The organism is Amycolatopsis taiwanensis DSM 45107, assembly GCF_000519205.1.
GTDB lineage: Bacteria > Actinomycetota > Actinomycetes > Mycobacteriales > Pseudonocardiaceae > Amycolatopsis_E > Amycolatopsis_E taiwanensis.
Genome location: NZ_JAFB01000019.1, coordinates 12,513 through 34,561, shown reverse-complemented (window position 1 = coordinate 34,561; position 22,049 = coordinate 12,513). Strand labels below are relative to the sequence as shown.

The 22,049-nt window shown below is 69.1% G+C and carries 22 protein-coding genes and 1 pseudogene; 9 read left to right on the top strand and 14 right to left on the bottom strand.

Going from position 1 to position 22,049, the window contains the following annotated elements; genetic code table 11:
* The first annotated feature begins 84 nt into the window (after positions 1–84).
* Complete coding sequence (locus A3CU_RS0116050) at positions 85–675, top strand: hypothetical protein (RefSeq protein ID WP_052371773.1); 591 nt, start codon at positions 85–87, stop codon at positions 673–675.
* Between the two features lie 190 nt (positions 676–865).
* Here A3CU_RS0116050 and A3CU_RS0116045 read toward each other — a convergent pair whose 3' ends face one another.
* Entirely contained in the window at positions 866–1,897 is a 1,032-nt protein-coding gene (locus A3CU_RS0116045) for a saccharopine dehydrogenase family protein (RefSeq protein ID WP_027943166.1), read from the bottom strand.
* A gap of 111 nt (positions 1,898–2,008) precedes the next feature.
* On the opposite strand from A3CU_RS0116045, the gene A3CU_RS0116040 reads away from it, so the two are divergent.
* Positions 2,009–3,001, top strand: a complete 993-nt coding sequence (locus A3CU_RS0116040; RefSeq protein WP_027943165.1) for a helix-turn-helix domain-containing protein — start codon at positions 2,009–2,011, stop codon at positions 2,999–3,001.
* A gap of 239 nt (positions 3,002–3,240) precedes the next feature.
* Here the strand turns inward: A3CU_RS0116040 and A3CU_RS0116035 are convergent, their stop codons facing one another.
* Positions 3,241–3,636, bottom strand: coding sequence for a PPOX class F420-dependent oxidoreductase (locus A3CU_RS0116035; protein ID WP_027943164.1), 396 nt, complete (start codon positions 3,634–3,636; stop codon positions 3,241–3,243).
* Positions 3,637–3,912: 276 nt separating this feature from the next.
* Positions 3,913–4,230 carry a nuclear transport factor 2 family protein gene (locus A3CU_RS49830; RefSeq protein WP_169739638.1) on the bottom strand — a complete coding sequence of 106 codons (318 nt, stop codon included), beginning with the start codon at positions 4,228–4,230 and terminating at the stop codon, positions 3,913–3,915.
* A gap of 55 nt (positions 4,231–4,285) precedes the next feature.
* On the opposite strand from A3CU_RS49830, the gene A3CU_RS0116025 reads away from it, so the two are divergent.
* Entirely contained in the window at positions 4,286–4,585 is a 300-nt protein-coding gene (locus A3CU_RS0116025; RefSeq protein ID WP_027943163.1) for a hypothetical protein, read from the top strand.
* On the opposite strand, the gene A3CU_RS0116020 is transcribed toward A3CU_RS0116025, so the two are convergent.
* Positions 4,548–4,919 (bottom strand): MerR family transcriptional regulator, encoded by a 372-nt coding sequence (locus tag A3CU_RS0116020; RefSeq protein ID WP_027943162.1) that lies wholly within the window; start codon positions 4,917–4,919, stop codon positions 4,548–4,550. The two genes, A3CU_RS0116025 and A3CU_RS0116020, sit on opposite strands and share 38 nt — an antisense overlap.
* Before the next feature lie 75 nt (positions 4,920–4,994).
* On the opposite strand from A3CU_RS0116020, the gene A3CU_RS0116015 reads away from it, so the two are divergent.
* Positions 4,995–6,200: an MFS transporter gene (locus A3CU_RS0116015; protein WP_084143300.1), complete on the top strand. Its 1,206-nt coding sequence runs from the start codon at positions 4,995–4,997 to the stop codon at positions 6,198–6,200.
* 111 nt (positions 6,201–6,311) lie between these two features.
* On the opposite strand, the gene A3CU_RS0116010 is transcribed toward A3CU_RS0116015, so the two are convergent.
* On the bottom strand, positions 6,312–7,577 hold the full coding sequence (locus tag A3CU_RS0116010; RefSeq protein WP_043841305.1) for a glycosyltransferase: 1,266 nt from the start codon (positions 7,575–7,577) through the stop codon (positions 6,312–6,314).
* A 150-nt stretch (positions 7,578–7,727) separates the two neighbouring features.
* Between A3CU_RS0116010 and A3CU_RS0116005 the strand changes: the two genes are divergently transcribed.
* On the top strand, positions 7,728–8,129 hold the full coding sequence (locus tag A3CU_RS0116005) for a hypothetical protein (protein ID WP_027943159.1): 402 nt from the start codon (positions 7,728–7,730) through the stop codon (positions 8,127–8,129).
* Here the strand turns inward: A3CU_RS0116005 and A3CU_RS0116000 are convergent.
* Together A3CU_RS0116000 and A3CU_RS0115995 are read right to left on the bottom strand one after the other, a co-directional pair.
* The gene (locus A3CU_RS0116000) at positions 8,104–10,128 is read right to left on the bottom strand and encodes a prolyl oligopeptidase family serine peptidase (protein WP_027943158.1); all 2,025 of its coding nucleotides are present in this window, start codon (positions 10,126–10,128) and stop codon (positions 8,104–8,106) included. The genes A3CU_RS0116005 and A3CU_RS0116000 overlap by 26 nt on opposite strands.
* 52 nt (positions 10,129–10,180) lie before the next feature.
* The gene (locus tag A3CU_RS0115995; RefSeq protein ID WP_027943157.1) at positions 10,181–10,753 is read right to left on the bottom strand and encodes a TIGR03086 family metal-binding protein; all 573 of its coding nucleotides are present in this window, start codon (positions 10,751–10,753) and stop codon (positions 10,181–10,183) included.
* 89 nt (positions 10,754–10,842) lie between these two features.
* On the opposite strand from A3CU_RS0115995, the gene pdxR reads away from it, so the two are divergent.
* Together pdxR and A3CU_RS0115985 are read left to right on the top strand one after the other, a co-directional pair.
* Complete coding sequence (gene pdxR / locus A3CU_RS0115990) at positions 10,843–12,252, top strand: MocR-like pyridoxine biosynthesis transcription factor PdxR (RefSeq protein ID WP_027943156.1); 1,410 nt, start codon at positions 10,843–10,845, stop codon at positions 12,250–12,252.
* A 97-nt stretch (positions 12,253–12,349) separates the two neighbouring features.
* The gene (locus A3CU_RS0115985; RefSeq protein WP_027943155.1) at positions 12,350–12,778 is read left to right on the top strand and encodes a CBS domain-containing protein; all 429 of its coding nucleotides are present in this window, start codon (positions 12,350–12,352) and stop codon (positions 12,776–12,778) included.
* Between the two features lie 76 nt (positions 12,779–12,854).
* Here A3CU_RS0115985 and A3CU_RS0115980 read toward each other — a convergent pair whose 3' ends face one another.
* The 4 genes and pseudogenes from A3CU_RS0115980 to A3CU_RS0115965 all read right to left on the bottom strand — a co-directional run bounded on the left by A3CU_RS0115980 (position 12,855) and on the right by A3CU_RS0115965 (position 16,345).
* Positions 12,855–13,922 (bottom strand): DUF2293 domain-containing protein, encoded by a 1,068-nt coding sequence (locus A3CU_RS0115980; RefSeq protein WP_027943154.1) that lies wholly within the window; start codon positions 13,920–13,922, stop codon positions 12,855–12,857.
* Positions 13,923–14,073: 151 nt separating this feature from the next.
* Positions 14,074–14,721 (bottom strand): annotated as a pseudogene (locus tag A3CU_RS45005) (response regulator).
* Positions 14,718–15,833, bottom strand: a complete 1,116-nt coding sequence (locus A3CU_RS0115970; protein WP_052371770.1) for a sensor histidine kinase — start codon at positions 15,831–15,833, stop codon at positions 14,718–14,720. The pseudogene A3CU_RS45005 and the gene A3CU_RS0115970 overlap by 4 nt, the downstream one beginning before the upstream one ends.
* Positions 15,834–15,838: 5 nt before the next feature.
* On the bottom strand, positions 15,839–16,345 hold the full coding sequence (locus tag A3CU_RS0115965) for a hypothetical protein (protein WP_027943152.1): 507 nt from the start codon (positions 16,343–16,345) through the stop codon (positions 15,839–15,841).
* 249 nt (positions 16,346–16,594) lie between these two features.
* Between A3CU_RS0115965 and A3CU_RS45000 the strand changes: the two genes are divergently transcribed.
* Entirely contained in the window at positions 16,595–17,689 is a 1,095-nt protein-coding gene (locus A3CU_RS45000) for a DUF4192 domain-containing protein (RefSeq protein ID WP_052371769.1), read from the top strand.
* 27 nt (positions 17,690–17,716) lie between these two features.
* Here the strand turns inward: A3CU_RS45000 and galE are convergent, their stop codons facing one another.
* The 3 genes from galE to A3CU_RS0115945 all read right to left on the bottom strand — a co-directional run bounded on the left by galE (position 17,717) and on the right by A3CU_RS0115945 (position 20,680).
* A complete protein-coding gene (galE, locus tag A3CU_RS0115955; protein ID WP_027943151.1) occupies positions 17,717–18,706 on the bottom strand; it encodes a UDP-glucose 4-epimerase GalE in 990 nt (329 codons plus the stop codon).
* 82 nt (positions 18,707–18,788) lie between these two features.
* Positions 18,789–19,991, bottom strand: a complete 1,203-nt coding sequence (galK, locus tag A3CU_RS0115950) for a galactokinase (RefSeq protein WP_027943150.1) — start codon at positions 19,989–19,991, stop codon at positions 18,789–18,791.
* Positions 19,988–20,680, bottom strand: a complete 693-nt coding sequence (locus A3CU_RS0115945) for an iron-dependent transcriptional repressor DtxR (RefSeq protein ID WP_027943149.1) — start codon at positions 20,678–20,680, stop codon at positions 19,988–19,990. Before A3CU_RS0115945 ends, galK begins: the two co-directional genes overlap by 4 nt.
* A 199-nt stretch (positions 20,681–20,879) precedes the next feature.
* Here A3CU_RS0115945 and A3CU_RS0115940 point away from each other — a divergent pair, with 199 nt between their 5' ends.
* Positions 20,880–22,049: an acetoin utilization protein AcuC gene (locus A3CU_RS0115940; protein ID WP_027943148.1), complete on the top strand. Its 1,170-nt coding sequence runs from the start codon at positions 20,880–20,882 to the stop codon at positions 22,047–22,049.

Genomic DNA, 22,049 nt, shown 5'->3' with positions numbered 1-22,049 from the left:
CGACAGCCCGCTGATGCATTAGATGCAACATGACGGATCGTCGACCAACAGATTTTCGCTTGCCCGGCCGACGAAACTGATTCAGTGACCACCAACTACGCCCTGGCGGGCTACCGCGTCGCTTCGCGAGAGACTCGGCAAGACTGGCAGGACGCTGACCTGCCGAGCACTGACCTGGTGTCGATGAGCAGCTGTGTCGTGGAGTTGCTGGCCGCGGATCCGCAAGGCTGGGTTGACTGGTTCGGCGACTCGGAATCGGCCGAACAAGCACGTGTTCAGGCGAATCGAGCTGGCCTGCATGCGCTCGGGGTGGGGATCGCCGCTTCGGATATTCCCGCGTTGCTGGCTGATATGGCCGAAGGCGGGTGGGACCAGCAAGCGGGCAGTTTGCCGGAGCGGCTGGCGCGACGGGCGCCCATCGCCGCCGGTCGGTTGCTCGGTTTCGAGCTGGTTGGCTACGACTGCGGACTCTGGCACACCTGGACCTGCCTTGGCGGTCTCGTCCGTGATGTCCGGCAGGCGACCGGCGTTCGTCCAGGGCGATGGGGTTTGATCCAGGATGAGCAACAGGCGCGTCGGGCGGCGGACTGGCTCACGGCTTCCGAGCTCGGCGACCCCAAGGTCTTCCTATGGGTCGCGGCCATGCTTGTCGCCGTCCCAGACGTGGAGGAATAGCGCACCTCGGCGAGGACCTTCCCGATAGTGGCCGGTAAAGGTGGTCATGTCCAGGCCAAGCCGGCGAGCATGCCCGTGTGCCCAGGCGATGCCCGCCACACCGCCGCCCCCGAGTCGACGTAGTGGCATACGCCGTTCTTACCGCCGCCGAACTAAGGCAGCCCGGCGCGCTGCATGGGTAGTCTGCCCGCTACGGACGCAGCTCCAGGGAAATCTGCGAGGACAGTGCGCGGAGGAAGTCGGGCGCGTCGAAGATCGCGCCGGCGGAAGCAACACCGACCGTCCTGGTCCGTCCCGTGAGGATGCGGTCAACCGCTTCCACAACGAGCGGTGCGGTGACGGCGTAGATGTCCCGGCCCCTCGCCACAGCGCGCCGTTCGCTCCCGCCGGAGCGCACAACGACATCAACGAGGAAGGTCTGCGCGGACCGGCCACGCTGATCGACCGCGGCAGGTTCCGGTGTGTCCGGGGCCGCTATGTCCCTGGCCGCCTCGAGAGACATGTAGGTACGCACTTCGGGGATGCTCAGGTGGCTGGGAAGGGTGACGACGTCGGCCATCGTGAACTCTCCGATGACAGCGCGGGATCCCACCGGCTCGGGGAAGGGCCATTCCAGGGTCGGCAGGTCGTCCTGGTGGTACTCCAGACGCCCGTTCCGGTAGCGGACACGTCGGCCGTCCCGCCGCTGATGGGAGACCGCGCCCGCGGCACGTGTCCCGGCGGTGGGGTGCCAACTGCTCAGCCCGTACGCGATGTGCGCCTCGTCGGCCGTCGTCCAGTCGCCCATTGCTGCGGTGGCCAGCAGATCGCCGAAGCCGCCGTAGAAGGCCATCGCGGGGACGATCACCGCTCCCGAGGCCCGGGCGCGGTCCGTGAAGTGCGCGAACGTATCGACGTTGGCCTCGATCTCGGCCGCCACGTCCACATACGGGATCCCGGCGCGCAGCGCCGCCTCGATCACGGGGGCGGCCGTCGTGGCGAAGGGTCCGGCACAGTTGATCACGGCCGCCGCGCCGGCCAGTGCCCGGTCGAGCGAGGCCGGGTCGCCGACCGACGCCGGGCGGGCGTCCAGCCCGGGCCCGGACTCCGCCAGTGCCTTCAGCTTGTCGGCATCCCGGCCGGAGAGAACCGGGACGAACCCGCGTTTCCGCAACTCTGCCACCACAAAGCGCCCGGTGTGCCCGTACGCGCCGAACACCGCCACCGTGTGCCCCAACCCCATGGGTTCTCTCCTCGTAACCAGATGATCTGCTGCGATCCGTCGTGATCATCCTGACCAGGGCGGACTCCCAGCGCGAGTGTCCGGAACGCCATGACCCATACAATTCCGGACGTGAACACTGTCGCCCTGGCCGTCACCGACGGGATGCTGCACTTCGAACTGTCCCTGGCGTACGAGGTCTTCGGCTTCGCACCGGCCGGTGTAGCAGGTCCCTGGTACGACGTCTCCGTCTGCGGGCCGGGCGCCGTGCGGGCCGGCCGGTTCGGGCTGGAGCCCGACCACGGCCTCGACCGCCTTCCGCGCGCCGACACCGTGATCGTCCCGGGCTGGGCCGACGTCGATGAGGATCCACCCGCCGACCTGGTCGACGCGGTGCGCGCGGCCCACGAGGCAGGCGCACGTGTGGCCTCCCTCTGCACGGGCGCGTTCGTGCTGGCCGCCGCCGGACTGCTGGACGGGCGTCGCGCGACCACGCACTGGGCGCACACCCGGGACCTGGCCGCCCGCTACCCGAAGGTGCAGGTGGACCCGGACGTCCTCTACGTGGACAACGGCAGCGTGCTCACCTCCGCCGGCAAAGCCGCCGCCATGGACCTGTGCCTGCATCTCGTCCGGCTCGACCACGGCTCGTCGATCACCAACGCCGTCGCTCGCCGCCTGGTCGTGCCGCCGCACCGGGACGGCGGCCAGGCCCAGTTCATCACCACCCCGGTACCCGCCCCGGACAAGCACCCGCTCGCCGAACTGTTCCCCTGGGTGATCGAACGGCTGGACCAGCCGCTGACCGTGGAGGACCTGGCTCGCCAGGCACGGATGAGCTCGCGCAACCTGGGGCGCCACTTCAGGTTGGTCACTGGCACCACCCCGCTGCAATGGGTGCTCACTCAGCGGATACGTCACGCCCAGGAGTTGCTGGAGACCACCGACAACAGCGTCGACACCATCGCGGCGGCCACCGGCATGGGCACCGCCACAACGCTGCGCCGACACTTCAACCGCACGGTCGGCGTGCCTCCCGACCGCTACCGCCGCACCTTTCGCGAACGGACTCGCCCCGGCCCCGCGGCACTTGAACCTGCGAGTCCACCAGTCCCAAAGCCGTGAACGCTGCCTCCCGCAAGAGAAAGCACGGCGGCCATCCATTGGCCCGACCGGCAAACCCGAGCGTGGCCGGCATCTACCGCGCTGGCCGAGCACGCCCAGCGGAGCGGCTCCTCGAGGCGATCGAGCAGGCCCGCGCCGAGTTCGTGGCGGCCCGCTTTACTGATTCGCGCGGGATTCTGTTGCATTTGACAATACGTGCCGGCCGCCGCGGGCGCGGAATGTGATTAGCTGGCACGACCTCACACCGAGAAACTGTTGACCTTGTGGGGGATGACGCGGACCACCACCCGGACCGTGCCGTGAGGGTCGGTCGGCGGGTCCTCTCCCAAGTACTTGTGCGAGATCGCCTTCTGCAATGCCCCATCGCGGTCCTCGGCTACTTCGGCGGAGCCGCGGATCTCCACGGACCGGTAGGGGTTGCCGGCGTCCAGGACGGTGAGGCTGACCCGCGGGTCCCTGGAGAGGTTGCGAGCCTTCTGCCGGCCGTCGGTGGTCGAGAACGCCACCGTGTCGCCGTCGCAAATGATCCAGACCACCGAGGTCTGCGGTCCGCCGTCCGGGTTGAGGGTCGCGACGGTGGCGAAGTTTTTGCCGTCGAGCAGGTGGCGCACCGCATCATCGAACGTGACTGTCATGGTCGGGCTCCTCGCCGAATGTTGCGGTGCATGATCTCCTGAGTGCACCTCTTGTTGCAGTGGCCATGATCTGCGACCTGGCGTCCCGGCGGAAGAAGGCACTTTCATGTCACAGCGGAACACCTGTGTTCCCGACCAGGTCAGCGGCGCGCAGGTGTACACGGTCCTTGATGTCCACAACCGGGCCAGTGGCGAGTGGAGCATCGGCGTGTTGATGGAGGCGGCCCGCGGGGCAGTGCGTTTCACCGTTCAATCAGGGTGTCAGTCGGCGGATGGTCACGCTGACCGCCTGCGCAACCTTGAGCGCGACGGCCTGTCGCGCGTGCGGGTCAGAACATTCGAGGTCATGTGGTAGCGCACTACGGCATATTGGTCGTCGGTGATGACCCGCTTGAGGTCGAGCCGTGCGTCGGCCACCGGGGAGTTGGTGATGAATTCGATGAAGGTCTTCCGTCCGGACGGATTTCCGGGGCTGTGCTCGATGAAATCTTCGCGCAGTAGCGTGCGCAGTATTTCAACGTTTCCCGCCGTGAATTCCGTGAAGCCGTGCACGATAATTTCCTTGTTGTGTTCTGCCTGACTGCTGTCATTCATGGGCCGACCATCCCAGTGTCGACCGGATTTGTCGATTACATGCCATGTAATTGCGGTGATCGGTGTCGTCGGGCGATACTCGGACATGCATCAGGATCGACCCGTCGGCCCCACCGAAATCGCGCTGCCTGTCCGCATCCGTCATCGCGGCGTGGAGCTGTGCTTCGTGAACACGATCACGACCTTCGGCGCGGCGTTCGATATTACGCTCGAGGAGATCGCCGTCGAAGCGTACTTTCCCGGCGACGCCGACGCCGAGACCGCCCGCTTCTTCCAGGCTGGGAATACCGCGCTGTCGGAACGTGTCTGGTCTGGCGTTAGCTCGCCGGGGCCGGTGCCGACGGTGCCGCGTTGATCACCGTGTCCAGGATCTGGCGGGATGTGGTGAGGTCGTCGATGGCCTGGTCGATCCGGTCGCGTTCGCCTCGTAGGTGCGCGACGAGGTCCGGGCAGGTGGGCACCAGTCGCCCGCCGTCCTCGCGGATGCATGGCAATACCGAGGAGATCGTCGCGGTGGACAGCCCGGCCGCCAGCAGGCCACGGATCTGGCGCACGACGGCGATGTCGGAGGACAGGTACTCCCGGTATCCGCTCGGCCGGCGTTGTGGCCGGAGCAGACCCTGCTCCTCGTAGTAACGCAACAGCCGCTGGCTCACCCCGCTGAGCCGGGACAACTCGCCGATCCTGATCGTCCGCACCGACACTGCGACTCCCGCCACAACACGTTGACTCTCACATCCATGTGAGACTTTACGTTCCGCGGTATGACACCCGCAACGACCTCGCCCGGCACTCCGGCGCCCGCCACGACGGGACGTGCGTTCCCGGTCATCGCCGGTTTCCTCCTGTGCATCTTCGCGATCGGCACGGCCGAACTCCTGGTGGGCGGCCTGCTGCCGGAGATCGCGGGCACCTTGCACGTTTCCGTGGCCGGCGCCGGCCAACTCGTCACCGCATACGCCCTCGGCGTTGTGATCGGCGGCCCGCTGATCACCGTGCTCACCGCACGGATGCCCCGCAAGGGCCTGGTTCTCGGGCTGGTTGCGCTGTTCGTCGCTGGGAGCCTGGTCAGTACCGCGGCGACCTCCTACGGTCTGCTGGTGGTCAGCCGGGTACTCGCCGCGCTGTCCCAAGGAACGCTCTTCGCCATCTCGATGGTCGTGGTCACGACCGTCGTGCCGCCCGAACGGGCCGGTCGCGCCATCGCCATCGTGGTCTCCGGACTGACCATCGCGACCGTGCTGGGTGTCCCCCTCGGCGCCCTGCTCGGCCGGGCCTTCGGCTGGCGAACGCCGTTCCTGGCCGTTGCGTTGGTTGCCGTCGCGGGCGGTGTCGTGCTGGCCGTGGCGATGCCGCGCACGCCCGCACCGATCACCGGCGCCCGGTCCGAGCTTCGGGTCCTGCGGCGTCGCCCGGTGCTGCTGGCCATCACCACCACCGCGATCGGGTTCGCCGGAGTCGGCACCGTACTGACCTACCTGATGCCGCTGTTGACGCAGGTCAGCGGCTTCTCTGCTGGTGTGGCATCCGCCCTGCTGCTGGCCTACGGCGTCGGCAGCCTGCTGGGGAACTTCGCCGCCGGCCGGCTGACGGACGTCTCACCGACCATGACGGTGCGAGCCGTGTTCCTCGGCCTGACGGTGATCTTGGCCGTCCTGCCGTTCGCCGTTGTATGGCAACCGGGTGCCATCGTTGCGGTGCTCGCCTTCGGCTTGCTGGCCACCGCCACGATCGCCCCGTTGCAGGGCCTGATTCTCCGGCACGCCGCGGACGCGCCGACCCTGTCGGTCGCCGTCAACGTCAGCGGGTTCAACCTCGCCAACGCGCTCGGCTCCGCGCTCGGCGGTGGCATCGTTGCCGCAGGCGCGTTGCGCTGGAACGGGTTGGCGGGCGCCGCCCTCGCCCTGGCCGGTCTCGGTCTGTCCTGGCTGGCCGCGTCCCGCGCAGCGGCTACTCCACAGGAGGCATGATGCGCCAGCCGCATCATCGACGCCGGTGTCAACTACGTCGAGGGAGGGGGCGTCGGGCTGACAAGCTGTCAGATTCCGTCTGGTCCATCTACATGGCGGTCAGGGAGCTGATCACACGAGCTGCTTCACCGCGGCGACGACTTTCGCGGCGCCATCCTCTGCGTGGAGCAGTTGCGCCATTCCTTGGGCACGTTGCCGGTAGGAGGGATCGCTGACTGCGGCGCGGATCGCCGCTGCCAGCCGGTCGACGCTGAGCCGGCGCAACGGGATGCTGGCCGGGCTGGCGCCCAGGTCCAGCAACCGGCCGGCCCAGAAAGGTTGGTCGAGCCACACCGGCACGCCGATCGCGGGCACACCCGCTCGCAGACCGGCCGCTGCCGTGCCTGCGCCCGCGTGATGCACGAGCGCCGCCAGGCGGGGGAACAACCAGTCGTAGGGAACCTCGCCGATAGCCATGAGTTGCTCGTTTTCGGTGGGTGCGAGATCCGCCCAGCCTTGCTGAACTATGCCGCGCACGCCCGCTTTTTTCAGTGCGGCACCGAACAGTTCGGCGAGGTCCGAATGGTCGTGCGTGGTCATGCTGCCCAACGTGATACATACCGGCGGCGGGCCGTTCTCCAGGAATTCCACCAGCCGGGCCGGTGGTTCCCAGCCGGCGGGTCTGGCCGGCCACCAGTACCCGACTACGTCGACGCCTTCTCGCCAATCACTGGGTCGCGGGAGTACGGCAGGACTGTAGCCGCACAACACCGGCCAGCGCCGGGCATCCTGTTCCAGGCGAGTTGCCTTGGCACTGAGGCGCGGTAGCCCGAGTTCCTGGCGTATCCAGTCCACGCTCGGTTGGAAGATCCTGCTGGTACCCGCGGCGCTGACGCGAGCCACCATGCGGTTGCCCCAGCGGCCGGGCGCCGGTATCCGGGAGAGTGCGGGTGCTGGGAAGTCGCCGGTGGGGTGAACCGGCACGAGAACCGCGCCGAGGCTGGGAACGCGAAGCCCTTCGGCGATGTGATAGCCGGCCGGGATGGCAGCCATGGACAGCACGAACACGTCGGCCGCGCTGTCCCGCATGGTGTCCAGCATGCCCTCGCTGACCTCGCGGAAATGGTTTTTGATCATCCGGAGCGAGTTGGCGAGCGCCTTCGGCCCGGTGCCCTGTGTCCGGCGTCCTGTCGAGGAGGCGGCTACGGCCTGCGGATCGCCTGGTATTTCCCGGTATTCCAGCCCACAGCCGGTGACCAGTTCGGCGTATGGCCGTTGGGTGGCGATCGCTACCTGGTATCCGGCCCGTTCGAGTTCGACACCGAGGCCGGTGTACGGCGCGACATCTCCGCGCGTGCCGAACGTGACAATGACTACTCGATTGCCTTTTGACGTCATTTCGGTTCCCCTAGTTGTACCGAGATCAGACGGTCCACTGTGGATTTTCGTGGTGATCTGATCGCCGACGCGTGGTCACATGAAAGCTGACATCGAGCGGGTCCCCTGACCGATAGATCTCATCTTAGACCGAACGGTCAGGTCTGGTCAATGCGTTCGACTGCCGCGCTCGACGGTGTCGTCTTTCGAGACATGGCTCCACCCAGCACGCTGGGCCGTGTCGTCGCGGAAAAGCCGGTGGCCAAAGGGATTGAAGTACGCGTGCTCAGCCGTCGGGCGGCACCCGACCGCGTGCCGTTGTTCTACTACAAGGCGAAACTTGCCACTGAGCGCATCGTTGAGGAGTCCGGCCTGGACGGCCTCCAGGTGCGCACGGCCCGAGACCTTACGCGGTCCTACCTGCGTTCCGTCGGCCGCCGCCCCGTGGTGCCGGTCCGGATGCCTGGCCGGACCGGCCGCGGATATCGCGAAGGAGGGAATCTCGTGCCGGAAAACGGCGCAAGAAAGATCACCTTCGAGGAGTTCCTCAGCGGGCAGGAGCCGCGCCGCTGAGCGTGGTCCAGAGGAACTCGAACACCAGCGCCCACTTGTAGGCGAGCTGCTCGTTGTCGGCCGCCGCCCCGTGGCCGCCCTCGATGTTCTCGTGGTAGCGCACGTCGTGGCCCTGTTCCAGCATCCGTGCCACCATCTTCCGCGCGTGCCCCGGATGCACCCGGTCGTCCCGGGTGGACGTGAGGAACAGTGCGGGCGGATAATTGCGTCCACTGTGGACGTTCTGGTACGGCGAGTACCGGCTCAGGTAGGCCCATTCCGCGGGGTCATCGGGGTCGCCGTATTCGGCGACCCACGACGCCCCGGCGAGCAGCAGGTGGTAGCGGGCCATGTCGAGCAGCGGGACCTGGCTGACGATGGCGCCGAACAGTTCGGGATAGCGGGTGAGCATGACGCCCATCAGCAACCCGCCGTTGCTGCCGCCCTGGATGCCGAGCCGTTCCGGGGTGGTGATCCCGCGGTCGACGAGATCGCCGGCGACCGCGGCGAAGTCCTCGAACACGAGGTGCCGGTTCTCCTTGACCGCCTGGGTGTGCCAGCCCGGCCCGTACTCCCCGCCGCCGCGGATGTTCGCGACCACATACGTGCCGCCGCGGGCGAGCCAGCCCCGTCCGATCACCCCGCTGTACCCGGGCGTCAGGGAGATCTCGAAACCACCGTAACCGTTGAGCAGGGCCGGTCCCTGCCCGTCTTGTGGGCGCACCACGAAATACGGGATCCTGGTGCCGTCGGCGGAAGTCGCGAAGTACTGGTCGACCGACATGCCTTCGCTGTCGAACCGGGCCGGGGCGCGCTTGAGCGTCTCCGTTTCGCCGCCGACGTGACCGTAGACCAGCGTGGAGGGCTCAGTGAAGCCACTGGTGTCCAGCATGTACTCGTTGCTGTCATACGGGTCGGTGTCGACCACGTCGCCCGTGCTCATCGCCGGCACTCCGGCGAGCGGTTCGCGTCTCCAGCCGTCCTCGCCGGGCGTGAGCACGTGCAGTTCGGTGCGCACGTCGGAGAGCGTGGTCAGCAGTAGATGGTCGAGAGTCCACGTGTAGGACTCCAGCGACGTGCGGTCGTCGGGTTCGAAGAGCACCGTCAGGTCGCGCTCCCCGGCGAGGTAGGCATCGAAGTTCGCGGCGAGCAGGGTCCCGGCCGGGTACTCGGTGCCGGCCACCGTCCACGGCGAGCGGGTGCGGATGAGCAGCCACTCCCGGTGGACGGAGGTCGGCGCGTCCTCGGGCACATCGATCCGGACCAGCCGGTCGGGCGTGCGCAGGAACTCCTCCGACCGGTAGAAGTCCATGGACCGGCCGACGAAGTCCCGTTCGTAGCCCGGGGTCGGATCGTGGTAGGCGTACACGGACACGTCGTCGGGCTTGCCCTCGTACACCGTGGTCGCTTCGCTCAACGGGGTGCCCCGCCGCCACTGTTTGATCACCCGCGGATAGCCCGACGCGGTCAGCGAACCCGCGCCGAAGTCGGTGCCGACGTAGATCCGGTCCTGGTCGATCCAGCCGACCCGGCTCTTGGCCTCGGGCAACCGGAAGCCGTCCTCGACGAAGGCGTGCCGGTCCACGTCGAACTCGCGGACCACGGTCGCGTCCGCGCCACCCCGGGAGAGCTCGACCAACGCCCAGCGGTACTCCGGGCGCAGCACGGTCGCGCCCTGCCACACCCAGTTCTCGCCCTCGGCCTCGGCCAGCGCGTCCAGGTCGAGCAGGATCTCCCACTCGGGCCGCTCCGTGCGGTATTCCTCCAGCGTGGTGCGCCGCCACAGCCCGCGCGGGTGCTGGGCGTCCTGCCAGAAGTTGTAGAAGAACTCGCCGCGCCTGCGGACGTAGGGGATGCGGTCGTCGGCGTCGAGCACTTCACGGAGTTCCGCGCGCAACCGCTCGAACCGCTCGCCGCCGGTCAGCTCCCCGACGGTCTCGGCGTTGCGGGCGCGGACCCAGGTCAGCGCCCGCTCGCCGGTCACATCTTCCAGCCACAGGTACGGGTCTTCGTCTGCCATGCCCGCCAGTCTGCCAGTTCGTTCATCGCCCTGGCTCCTGCTTCAGGCCACGTCACCGCCAGTCTGGTGACCGGCCGAGGAGGGCGACGAACCGGTCGAGTTCGGACGCCTCCGCGCCGACTTCCACGACGGCCCCGAAGGTGCCCCGCTCCAGACGGAACTCGGGATCGGCCGGGATCTGTTCCGCGATCCGCAGGGCGGCTTGCAGTGCTTCGGAATCGGGCTCGAACGGGCGGCCGAGAGACTTGGCGATGTCCCAGCCGTGCGCGACCGAATCGACCAGATGCATGCTGACCGCGACGTGGCCGGGGAAGGCGCCGAACTCGCCCACGGTGACCTGCCGGTCGAGCAGGCCGTCGTCGTCCAGCGCGTTCAGATACTCCTCGACCGAGGCGGCATAGCTCCGGTAGGCGTCCTCGCCCAGCGTTCCGCTGTGCCAGTCCGGCGCCGAGCCCTTGCGGAGCGCGATGGCGAAGCCGTGGTTTTCGCTGACCTGGTGTCGCAGCAAATCGGCAAGATCCCAGCCCTCGCACGGGGTGCGGCGGGTCAGGTCCTCCGGGCGCAGGTCGCGCACGATCTCATCAAGGGCGGCCAGGGCGCGCCGGTCCAGTTCACGAACGTCCATGTCGCCGATGCTACGAGGCGGAGCGGTCCCATCGAAGGGCCAAAATCCGGCCTTCACCATTGGGCCGATTTCGGCCGTAAGCTCGCCGCGTGGAGATCCACATCGACATCGGGAGCGGTCGCGGCCGGCGGGACGAGATCTACCACCAGATCCGGGCGGCGATCCTGGACGGGCGGCTCCGGCCGGGCGAGGCGTTGCCGCCGACGCGGGAACTGGCGCGAAGGCTGGCGGTCTCCCGGAACACGGTCGGCGCGGCCTACGACCGCTTGACCGCGGAAGGGTTCCTGGAGCCCAGGGTGGGTGCGGGAACGTTCGTGCGAGCCGGTTCGGCGATGACCCGCGAGCCACGTGACGACGACGTGACTTCACTGGAGCCCATCGACGTCTGGTCGGCGATACCCAAGCCGCCGGGGCCGTTTCATCAGCGACCGGACTACGACTTCCGGGTGGGCGTGCCGGACGTCGGGCTGTTCCCGTTCCAGATCTGGCGGCGCCTGCTGACCCAGCAGGTGCGGCATTCGCGGCCCGACGTCTTGACCTACGGTGATCCGCGTGGGTTTCCGGCGTTGCGGGCGGAGATCGCGCGACACGTCGGCCTTTCCCGGAACGTGCGGGCGAGGCCGGACGACGTGCTGGTGACCAGCGGCTCGCAGCAGGCCGTGGATCTTCTCGCGCGGGTGCTGCTCAGGCCGGGGGACCGGGTCGCCGTCGAGAACCCCGGGTACCCACCGCCCCGTCACCTGTTCGCCGCGCTCGGCGTGCGGCCCGTCGGCGTTCCGGTCGACGAGGAGGGCATCGTCGTCGAGGAGATTCCCGCGGACTGCCGGGCCGTGCACGTCACGCCGTCCCACCAGTTCCCGCTCGGTGTCGCGATGTCGCTGCGGCGCAGGCTCGACCTGATCGCGTGGGCCGAGACGCACGGCGCCGCGATACTGGAAGACGACTACGACACCGAGTTCCGGTTCACCGGGCGTCCTCTGGAACCCTTGCACAGCCTGGATTCCGGCGGTCGTGTCGTCTACATCGGATCTTTTTCGAAGGTGCTGCTGCCGGGTCTGCGCCTGGGCTTCCTGGTTGCGCCACCGAGTCTGCGGGAGGCCCTGGAGAAGGCGAAGAGTCTCACGGATTGGCACTCCGGCAGCTTCGGCCAGGCGGCGCTGGCGTCCTTTTTCGCGGAAGGCGGATTCGCGCGGCACGTGCGGAGGCTTCGTCGCGAGTACCAGCTCCGCAAGGAGGAGGTCGACCGGATCGTACGGCGGGATTTCGCGGACGTACTCACGCCCGTGCCCTCCTCCGCCGGGCTGCACGTGAGCGCTTTTACCGCGAAACCGGCGCAGCCGATGGTGAGTGCCGCGAGGCGGGCGGGCGTGTGGTTGTACTCGCTGGACGGCTTCGGCGAGCCCCACGGGGTGATGCAAGGACTGATCTTCGGATACGGCGCCATACCGCTCGACCGCATCGAGCCCGGCTTGCGGAAGCTGCGTGAAGTGATTTCATGATTGCATTATGTGCCCGTTCGCGCGCCTCGCGGCTTTCGTCATCGGCCGGTTGGCCGTAGCCTGATGTGAACTGGATCACTCGACCCGGGAGGTCTCGATGCGAATCGCGGACGTGTTACGGAACAAGGGCTCGGCGGTCGCCACCGTCACACCGGAAACGACGGTGACGGAGCTGCTCGCCGGTCTCGCCGAACACAACATCGGCGCCATGGTGGTGGTCGGGCCGAACGGGCTCGCCGGGATGGTGTCCGAGCGCGACGTCGTGCGAAAGCTCCACGAGCGAGGCGCCGGACTGCTCGCCCGCCCGGTCTCGGAAATCATGACCACCGCGGTGGTGACGTGCACTCCGCGTGACTCGGTCGACGATCTCAGCGTTTTGATGACCCGGCACCGGGTGCGGCACGTCCCGGTCCTCGAACGGGGAAGGCTCGCCGGGGTGGTCAGCATCGGTGACGTGGTCAAGACCCGGATGGAAGAGCTGGAGGAGACCCACGAGCACCTGGCCGCCTACATCTCTCGCGGTTAGAGACTGCTCTGAAGGGTTTGCGTAGCGGTGCAAGCGGACGGCCCACCGCCAGCGGCTCCACCGCTTTGAACACCACCTAGCGACCGGCCGGGTGCCCCTCCCAGCGGGCGAGGACCCGGTCGAGGTCGGCACGGATCCGCTCACGGGCCAGCGCCCGGGGGACCCCGGACATCAGCAGATCGTCATAGGCGGTGTCCAGATGCCGGACCGAGGCGATCACGGCGAGCCGTACCGCGCCCTCGTCCAGGGCCCGCCCGGCCGCCGAGCGGCCCACCCGCCCGCTACCACGGGTTCCGGCGTGTTCGGCGATGGCCTGCGCGCGATCGGCCGGGCAGCCCGGGAACAGGCGGCGGATCTCCGCCGCCATCGCGGCCTGGAACTCGACGTCCTGCGCGGCGCGCCGCTGCGCGTCGCGCTCACGCCGCCGGGCGCGCACGTCCTCGTCGGCCAGACACTGCCGTTCGGCTCGTTCCAGCGCCGTCTCTTCGACCAGGATGCCTTGCCGCTCGTAGCGTTTGCGGCGCTGGTTGAGCCTGATGACGAGAACCGACAGGGTGCTTTCCTGCTTCGCGCGACGAGACAGCGCCGCGTTGCCGGATGGCAGGAACACCAGGTGATCGAAGTCGGCGCAGGACAGGCACAGCGGCTGGTCGTCCTCCATGAACAGGAATTCGCCCGCCTGCTCCGGGCTGCCGCAGGTCGCGCACGTCCAGTCGTTGATTGGTGAGATGACGGCCAGATCCGGCGCCTTGGCCTGGCGTGCTTCGAGCTGTTCCCGCTTCTTTTCCGACAGCTTCGGCGAAACCCAGTGCGTGCGAAACGCGCGTTCGACCGTTTCGTTGCCCTCGTCGGCGAAGACCAGTGGCCGGCGGTCGCGCGTGCCCGCTACGTAAGGGATCTCGCTCGGGGTCAGCCCACGGCCTTCCGCCCAGTCGCGGAGAAGGCCGACGGCGGATCGGAGCTTCGCCTCGTCGACCTGCATGATCCGGGCCAGGGGAGTGAACCGGCCGCGGCGCCAGTCCTCGACGTTGGCCGTGGCCAGCCAGCCCAGCGCGGTGAGCACCTCGACCGGGGCGACATAGTGTTGCCGGGCCAGCGCCGCTTCCGCGGCCGCGACTACCCGCTGCTGGAGCTTGAGGGTCATGCAAAGTCCGTGTTCAGTTTCGGTGAGTGGAAGACGCGCCGCCGAAGGCCCCGCGAACGCGGCTGCGGGCCGCCGGACTGGCTCGCCGATCCGTAGACGCCGATCGCGCGTTTTGAACAACACAGCTTGCTCATCGGGAAGGGAGTTTAAATCAGTGCTGGACCAGTCCGGTCCGGTAGGCGAAGGCGACGGCCTGGGCGCGGTCACGCAGTCCCGCCTTGGCGAACAGGTGGTTGATGTGGGTCTTGACGGTGGCTTCGCTGACCCCCAGGTCGCGGGCGATCTCGCCGTTGGACAGCCCGCCGGCGATCAGGCGCAGCACATCGGTCTCCCGCGCGGTGAGTCCCTCGGTCCCCGGTGAGCGCGCGTGAGGCCGGGATCGGCTCGCCGCCTCCACCAGCCGCCGCTGCAACTAACCATCCACTGTGGACAAACCGCTGGCCGCTGAGTGCAACGCCCGCACGATCGTCTCGGCGTCGGCGTCCTTGGTGAGAAAGCCCCGCGCGCCCGCCTGAAGCGCGGTCAGCAGCGATTCGTCGTCGGCGTAGGTGGTCAGGACCACGACCGCCGTGCCGGGATGCGTGGCGCGGACTCTCTCGGTGGCTTCGACCCCGTCGCAGCGCGGCATCCGAAGGTCGACCAGCAGCACGTCCGGCCGGTGCTCGGCCACCAGTGCGATCGCCTCCTCGCCGTCCGCGGCCGCGCCGGCCACCTCGATCCCGGGGAGCAGGCCGAGCAGCGTGACCAGGCCCTCGCGGACCACGGCCTGGTCGTCGGCCAGCACCACGCGCAACGTCACGCCGGAACCGTCAGGTGTACCCGCCATCCATCCTCCCCGGGGCCGGTCGAGAGGCTGCCGCCGAGCAGTTCGGCCCGTTCCCGCATGCCCCGTAAACCGTAGCCCGCCGTGCCTTTGGGCACCGGTCCGTTCTGGTGGTCGAGCACCGTCACCTCCACCAGCGCCCGGGAATAGGTCAGGGTGACCTCCACCGGTGCGCCCGGCGCGTGTTTTCGAGTATTGGTAAGGGATTCCTGCACCGCGCGGAGCACGGTGGCGCCGGCCGCCGTGCCGATCTCGCGTGGGCTTCCCTGGATGGCGAGTTTCGCGGGGGCGCTGGTGTCGAGCCGGTATCCGGTCAGCAGGTCGTCGATCGCGCGGTCGAGGGAAACCGGATCGTCGCGCAGTGCGGCGACCGCCTTGCGCGCCTCGGCTATCCCGTCGTTCGCCAAGCGCTGAGCGCGTTCGACCTGGCCTACCGACTCCTCGCTCGCGCCGTCGCGAAGCAGCATGAGCCGGGCGCTCTGCAGGTTCAACGCCAGACCCGAGAGCGAATGCGCCAGCACGTCGTGCAACTCCCGGGCGATCCGGGCGCGTTCGGCCAGCGCGGCGGCGACGGTGCGTTCCTCCGCGACCGCCTGCGCCCGGGCCAGCGCCAGTTCGGTCTGCTCCACCCGGGCCTGGCGGTCATGGCGATGGACGGCCCCGAGCACGACCGCCGTGAGCAACGCGAGGTTGAGCAAGGTTCCGAGGACGTGTTCTTGCGACAGCGCGAACACCGTTCCGATCACCGCCACCGCGATCGACACGATCGCGGTGGCTTGCCGGCCGGACAGGAACCGCACGGCGTAGAAAACAGCGGCGAACATGGCCGCCGAGGCCAGGTTGCTCGGCATCAACATCCACAGTGCGGCGCTCGCCGTGGCTGTCGCGGCCAGCGCGGCGGGGAGTAGCCAGCCTGGTCGAGCAGGAAGCCGGATGACCGGCAGCGACGAGACCAGGCCGAGGACCACCAGCGGCCAGGTCGACGGCGTGAGGCGCCCGATCAGCGTGAACAGTGGTGCGCTCAGAAGCAGCCAGCGCAGCGAGTCCAGCGCGCCGCCGAACCGGATGCGTCGAGGCTGGTAGGTCATGGCCGTCAGGATCGCACGGGTGTGGCCCGGTCCGGGGCGATGCGGAGCCCGAGCCGCTGGGCGCGGAGATAGACGACGGCGTTTTGCGTGCCGATGGTCAAACCCATGGACAGCAGGAGGGAAGCCGAGGTCAGTGGTCCGGCCACGCCGAGTTGGACGCCCACCAGCGCGACGCCGACGCGGATGGCGATGGTCGCCAGCCACAGGACGAGCGTTGCCGCGGTGCCCTTCTGGAAGGCATAGCCGTTGCGTTCGGTGAGCCTGGTGCTGGCGGCACGGGCCACGCCGAACGCGATCAGCAGGGCCAGGTCGGTGGCGAGCAGGCCCAGTTCCGCGCCCGATGCCTTCGGCAGCAGGGGCGCGCAACTCACGGCGCCCACGATGACGAGGAGGCCGGGGATCACCGTCAGACCGCGCACGGTGGGGGCGCTTCCGCGGAACTGGCGGATTATCACGCGCCAGACGACCAGTATCGCGATCGCCAGATAGAGCAGGATGTCCGTGGTGGGCATGAGGTTCTCTCCCAGGGTGACTTGCCGTGGCGATGGTCAGGATCGCCGGGAGAGGGCGGTTCGTGCGTCGGCGCATGGGTGGATTCCGTTCTCCACCCGTGGGTGCAGGAGCCGCGGACCTTAACGAAAGGGTGCGACGAAAAACGCATCACCAAGATCGAAAAGGCGGATTTGTCCACAGTGGTCCCGGTTGTCCACAGATTTCGGATCGGGCCACCACGTGGCCGCCGCCTCCGCCAGGCTGGAGACATGACCACCACGACTGCCCCGCCCGATGGCGGGATCACGATCCACGTCAAGGACCCGGCGCACCTGATCGCCGCGGTTCCGCATCTGCTGGGGTTCCGGCCCGCGAACTCGGTCGTCCTCGTCGGTTCCGGCGGCGCCGCCGGGAAATCGGTGGGTCCGGTGCTGCGGCTCGATCTCCCCGCGGCCGAGCGGGAGGACGAGGCGGCCGCGGCGCTGTCCGCCCTCCTCACCCGGCATCCCATCGCTTCCGCCACGATCGTGATCGTGGGCCGGCCTCCCGGCCATCCACCGGATCGCGGAGACCGGCCGGCTAGCCGGTTCGTCCGCGCGCTCGCCGCCGCGCTCCGCGCGCTCGGCAGACCGGTCGAGCACGCGTTCTGGACGCCGGAAATTCGCGCGGGCGCGCCGTGGTCGTGTTACGACGATCCGGACTGCGCGGGCGTGCTTCCCGACGACGCCGCCACGCCGGTGGCCGCCGCACTGGCGAGCAGGGGTTTCGTCACCTTCGACAGCCGGGAGCAGATGGCCCGCCTGCTCGACCCTGACGACCCGGTCGCGGTGGCCCGGCGGGAAAGGCTGCTGGAGCATCGCCTCGAGGCCTTGGGTGACCGGGCGGAGCAGGACTCGTATGCCGAGTCGTTCCGTGAGGTCGGGCAGGCCCTCGCCCGGGCCCGAACCGGCCCGCCGGAGCTGTCCGACGAGCAGGTGGTGCGCCTGGCGCTCGCCTTGTCCGACATGCGGGTGCGGGACGCCTGCCTGGCGGCGGCTCTGCCCGCCGGCAGCGAGCAGAGCATGCGGGCCGAAGCACTGTGGCTGGAACTGGTCCGCAAAACGCCGGCACCGGAACGGGCCGAAGCCGCCACCTTGCTCGGGTACTCCGCTTACGCCCGGGGCGAAGGCGCCTTTGCCCGTATCGCCTTCGAGAACGCGTTAACCGCCATGCCGGGGCACACGCTGGCCGATCTCCTGGCGCGCTGTCTCGACGTCGGCCTGCCGCCCGAGCGGGTGCGCAATCTCGCCCACGTCGGGGATCTGGTGCGGCTGCTGGCCTCGGCGATCCCGGGACCTCGCCCGGCCGGGCCGGGCGAGCCGTGATCGTGGAGGCAAGCCCTTCGCGGGAGGTCAGCCCCGGGTGCGGTCCTGTGTGAACCGCCACGCGTCGGCGACGATGTCGCGCAGGTCCGTGCGTTCGGGCTTCCAGCCGAGTTCCTCCTGGGCCCGGTCGCTGGCGGCGACCAGGATCGCCGGGTCCCCGGCGCGGCGGGGCGCCACCACGGCCGGAATGGCGTGCTCGGTGACCTGACGGCAGGTCTCGATCACCTGGCGCACGGAGAAGCCGGTTCCGTTGCCCAGGTTGTAGATCCGGTGGTCGCCGGCGCGGGCACCTTCGAGCGCCAGCAGGTGGGCGTCGGCCAGGTCGGTGACGTGGATGTAGTCGCGGATCGCCGTGCCGTCCTCGGTGGGGTAGTCCTCGCCGTAGATCTGCACCCTGGCGCGGTCACCGGTGGCCACCTGCAGCACGAGCGGAATGAGGTGGGTTTCAGCGGTGTGCCGTTCCCCGAAGCGGCCGTAGGCGCCGGCCACGTTGAAGTAGCGCAGGCTCACCGCGGCCAGCCCGTGTGCCTGCGAGTAGCTGGTGATGGCGTGGTCGATCGCCAGTTTCGTCGCGCCGTAGGTGTTGGTGGGCCGGGTCGGCGCGGCCTCCGTGATCGGGGTCTGTTCAGGCTCGCCGTAGGTCGCCGCGGTCGAGGAGAACACCAGCCGCGGGGTGCCGTGCTCACGCATCGCGTCGAGCAGGCGGATGGCGGTGAACACGTTGCCGCGCCAGTACTTTCCGGGGTCCTGCATGGACTCGCCGACCAGTGATTTGGCGGCGAAGTGAAGCACGCCGTCGAACCCGCCGTCAGCCAGCACCCGTGCGGTCGCGTCCGCGGCGTCGCCCTCCACGAACCGGGCGCCCTCGGGGATCGCGTCCGCGTGGCCGGTCGACAGGTCGTCCACCACGACGACCTCGTGTCCGGCTTCGAGCAGTCTCGCCGTGCAGACGCTGCCGACGTACCCGGCACCGCCGGTGACGATCAGTTTGAGGGGCTTGCGGGAGCCGGTAGCCATGGTGTCGTCGAGTGCCTTTCTCGCTACGGGAGGAGGTTGTCCGCCAATTCTGGACCACGGTGGTGTGCTGCCCGACACAGCCTCACAGATCGCGGCCGGCGCCGCCCGAGGGCACGGCGACGAAGGTTCGCGGCGCGCGCCAGCCGGACCGTTCGTAGGCCGCGGTGACGGCCTGGCCGGCCGCAGCCACAGCGGACTCGGGCAGCAGCGCGATGGCCGAGCCGCCGAAGCCACCGCCGGTCATCCGGGCGCCGAGCGCGCCGGTCTCCCGCGCCACCTCGACGGCCAGGTCGAGTTCGGGGGTGGAGATCCGGTAGTCGTCCCGCATGCTCGTGTGCGACGCGTCGAGCAATGGGCCGATCTCGGCGAGCCTGTCCGCGCGCAGCAGCGCCACCGTGTCCAGGACGCGCTGGTTCTCCGTCACGACGTGGCGCACCAGCGGCCGCAGTTCCGCGGGCAGCCGGTCGAGCGCCGGGCCGAGACCGTCGAACGGGATGTCCCGCAGGGCCTTGAGCCCGAGCAACTCGGCGGCTCGTTCCGTGCCGCGGCGGCGCTCGCCGTAACCCGACTCGCTGTGGGAGTGCTTCGTGCGCGTGTCGATGACGAGGATCCGCAGCCCGAGCGCGGCGCTGTCGAACGGGACCTGCTCCGCCTCGCCGGAGCGGACATCGAGGAAGAGGACATGTGACGCACTACAGCGAAGGGACGCCGTCTGGTCGAGAAGCCCGGTGGGCGCGCCGACGAAGTCGTTCTCCACCCGCTGCACCCAGCGTGCGATCTCCATGCGGTCCGGCGTCCGGGGATCGTCCAGTTCCAGCCCGGCCAGGCCCAGCAGGGCCAGCGCGACCGCGCACTCGAGCGCATGCGAGGAGGACAGGCCCGCTCCGGTGGGGACGTCACCGGCGAGCACCAGGTCGGCGCCACGGTCGAAGCCGTGGTCACGCAGCACCCACGCCACCCCGGCCGGATACGCGCCCCAGCCCTGGACCGAGCCCGGCCGCAGGTCCGGGATCCGGACCGGCGCGGCCTCCTGGAGCCGGCCGTCCGAGCCCAGGGTGGACACCGTCAGCACCTGGTCGTCACGGGGCGAGGCCGCTGCGGCCAGCCGGTGCGGCAGCGCGAAAGGGAGGACGAAACCGTCGTTGTAGTCGGTGTGCTCACCGATCAGGTTCACGCGCCCCGGCGCGGACCAGACACCCGTGGGCGGGCGCCCGTGCACGGACCGGAACGACTCGAATGCGGCCTTCGCGGGCGGGAGGCCCGCCTCGTGCCGAGCCGGGCTCACTTCGCCTGCGCCAACACCGCGTGCAGCACCGACATGGGCACCTGCAGGCTGGAGCCGTCACCGGCCACCTCGACCGTGCTGCCGCCGGTGGCCCGCCCGACCTTCACGATGCCACCGGGCACCACCCCGGCGGTCTTGAGGTCCACCATCAGCTTCGCGTCGAGTTGCACGTGCTCGGCGATGCGGCGGATCTCGACCTTGCCGCCGCCCGCCCGGGCGAACTCGTCCAGGCGGACCAGGCCGGGCTCCGTGCCCGGGATGGCCTCGCCCGTGCCGAGCCGGTCCAGCCCGGGGATCGGGTTGCCGTAGGGCGAGGTGGTCGGGTGGTTGAGCAGCTTGACGAGCTTCCGTTCGACCGCCTCGCTCATCACGTGCTCCCAATGGCATGCCTCGGTGTGCACCTGCTCCCATTCGAGCCCGATGACGTCCAGCAGGAGCCGTTCGGCGAGCCGGTGCTTGCGCATCACGGCGGTGGCCAGTTCCCGGCCGTGCGTGGTCAGCTGGAGATGGCGATCGTCGGCCACCTTCACCAGGCCGTCACGCTCCATCCTGGCGACCGTCTGGCTGACCGTCGGCCCGCTCTGCTGCAGGCGCTCGGCGATCCGGGCACGCAGCGGCACGACACCTTCTTCTTCGAGCTCGAAGATGGTCTTCAAGTACATCTCTGTGGTGTCGATGAGATCGTTCACAATATCCCCTTCGTCCGCAGGAATCCATGGTAGTCGCTGGCGACGACCGCGCCTTAGGCGAGCGGGACGCGTGCCGGCCTGCGCCGCCTTCCTTCACAAGCGACATTCGGGCGGCACTTCACGTGCTCGGCGAGGAGTTTCATCGAAGGCCACTTCGGACGCCGCACCAGCGCGCATCGCCGGACTACCATCGGTGTTCATGCAGCCCGCCGTCGTCTGGGACCCCGCACTGCTCGGCTACGACCTCGGAGGTGAGCATCCGTTCAACCCCGTGCGCCTGGAGCTGACCATTCGCCTGGCCCGCGGCCTCGGTGTGCTCGACGGGATAGGAATGCTCGTGCCCGAGCCGGCCAGTGAGACGGACCTGTTGCGGGTGCACGCCGCGGAGTACCTGGAAGCCGTCAAGCAGGCGCCGCTGTCCGGCTGGGACGTGGGCCACGGGCTGGGCACGATGGACAACCCGGTGTTCAGCGACATGCACGAGGCTTCGGCGCTCGTGGTCGGTTCGACCCTGCTCGCCGCGCGCGAGGTCGCGGCCGGCCGGGCCCGCCGGGCGGTGAACATCGCCGGTGGGCTGCACCACGCCATGCGAGACCATGCCTCCGGGTTCTGCGTCTACAACGACTGTGCGGTCGCCATCTCGTGGCTGCTCGACCACGGCTTCGACCGGATCGCTTACGTCGACACCGACGTGCATCACGGCGACGGGGTGCAGGCGGCGTTCTACCACGACCCCAGGGTCCTGACGATCTCACTCCACCAGCATCCCTTCACCCTGTTCCCGGGCACCGGGCATTCGTCGGAGATCGGTACGGGGGAAGCCGAGGGCACGGCGGTGAACATCCCGTTGCCACCGGGGACCCGTGACGCGGGGTGGTTGCGCGCCTTCAACGCCGTGGTGCCCTCGCTGCTCGCCGGGTTCCGGCCGCAGGTTCTCGTGACGCAGTGCGGGGTCGACTCGCACGAAGAGGACCCGCTCGCCGATCTCTCGCTGTCCGTGGACGGGCACCGGGCGATCTACGCCAGGCTGCGGGAGTTGGCCGGGGAGCACGCGGACGGCAACTGGATCGCCGTCGGAGGCGGCGGTTACCAGTTGATCCGCGTGGTGCCGCGGTCGTGGACCCACCTGCTGGCGACCGCGCTCGACCGGGACGTGACGCCCACGACGCCGTTGCCCGCGGAGTGGGTGGACTCGGTGCGCGAGGCCGCGCCCAGTGCCGAGGTGCCGGTCACGATGACCGACAGCGCGGACACCGGCTACCGTCCGTGGGGCGACGGGAACGACGACCCGGTGGACGTTGCGATCCGGGACACCCGCCGGGCGGTCTTCCCGCTGCACGGACTGGATCCCGACGATCCGAGGGACTGA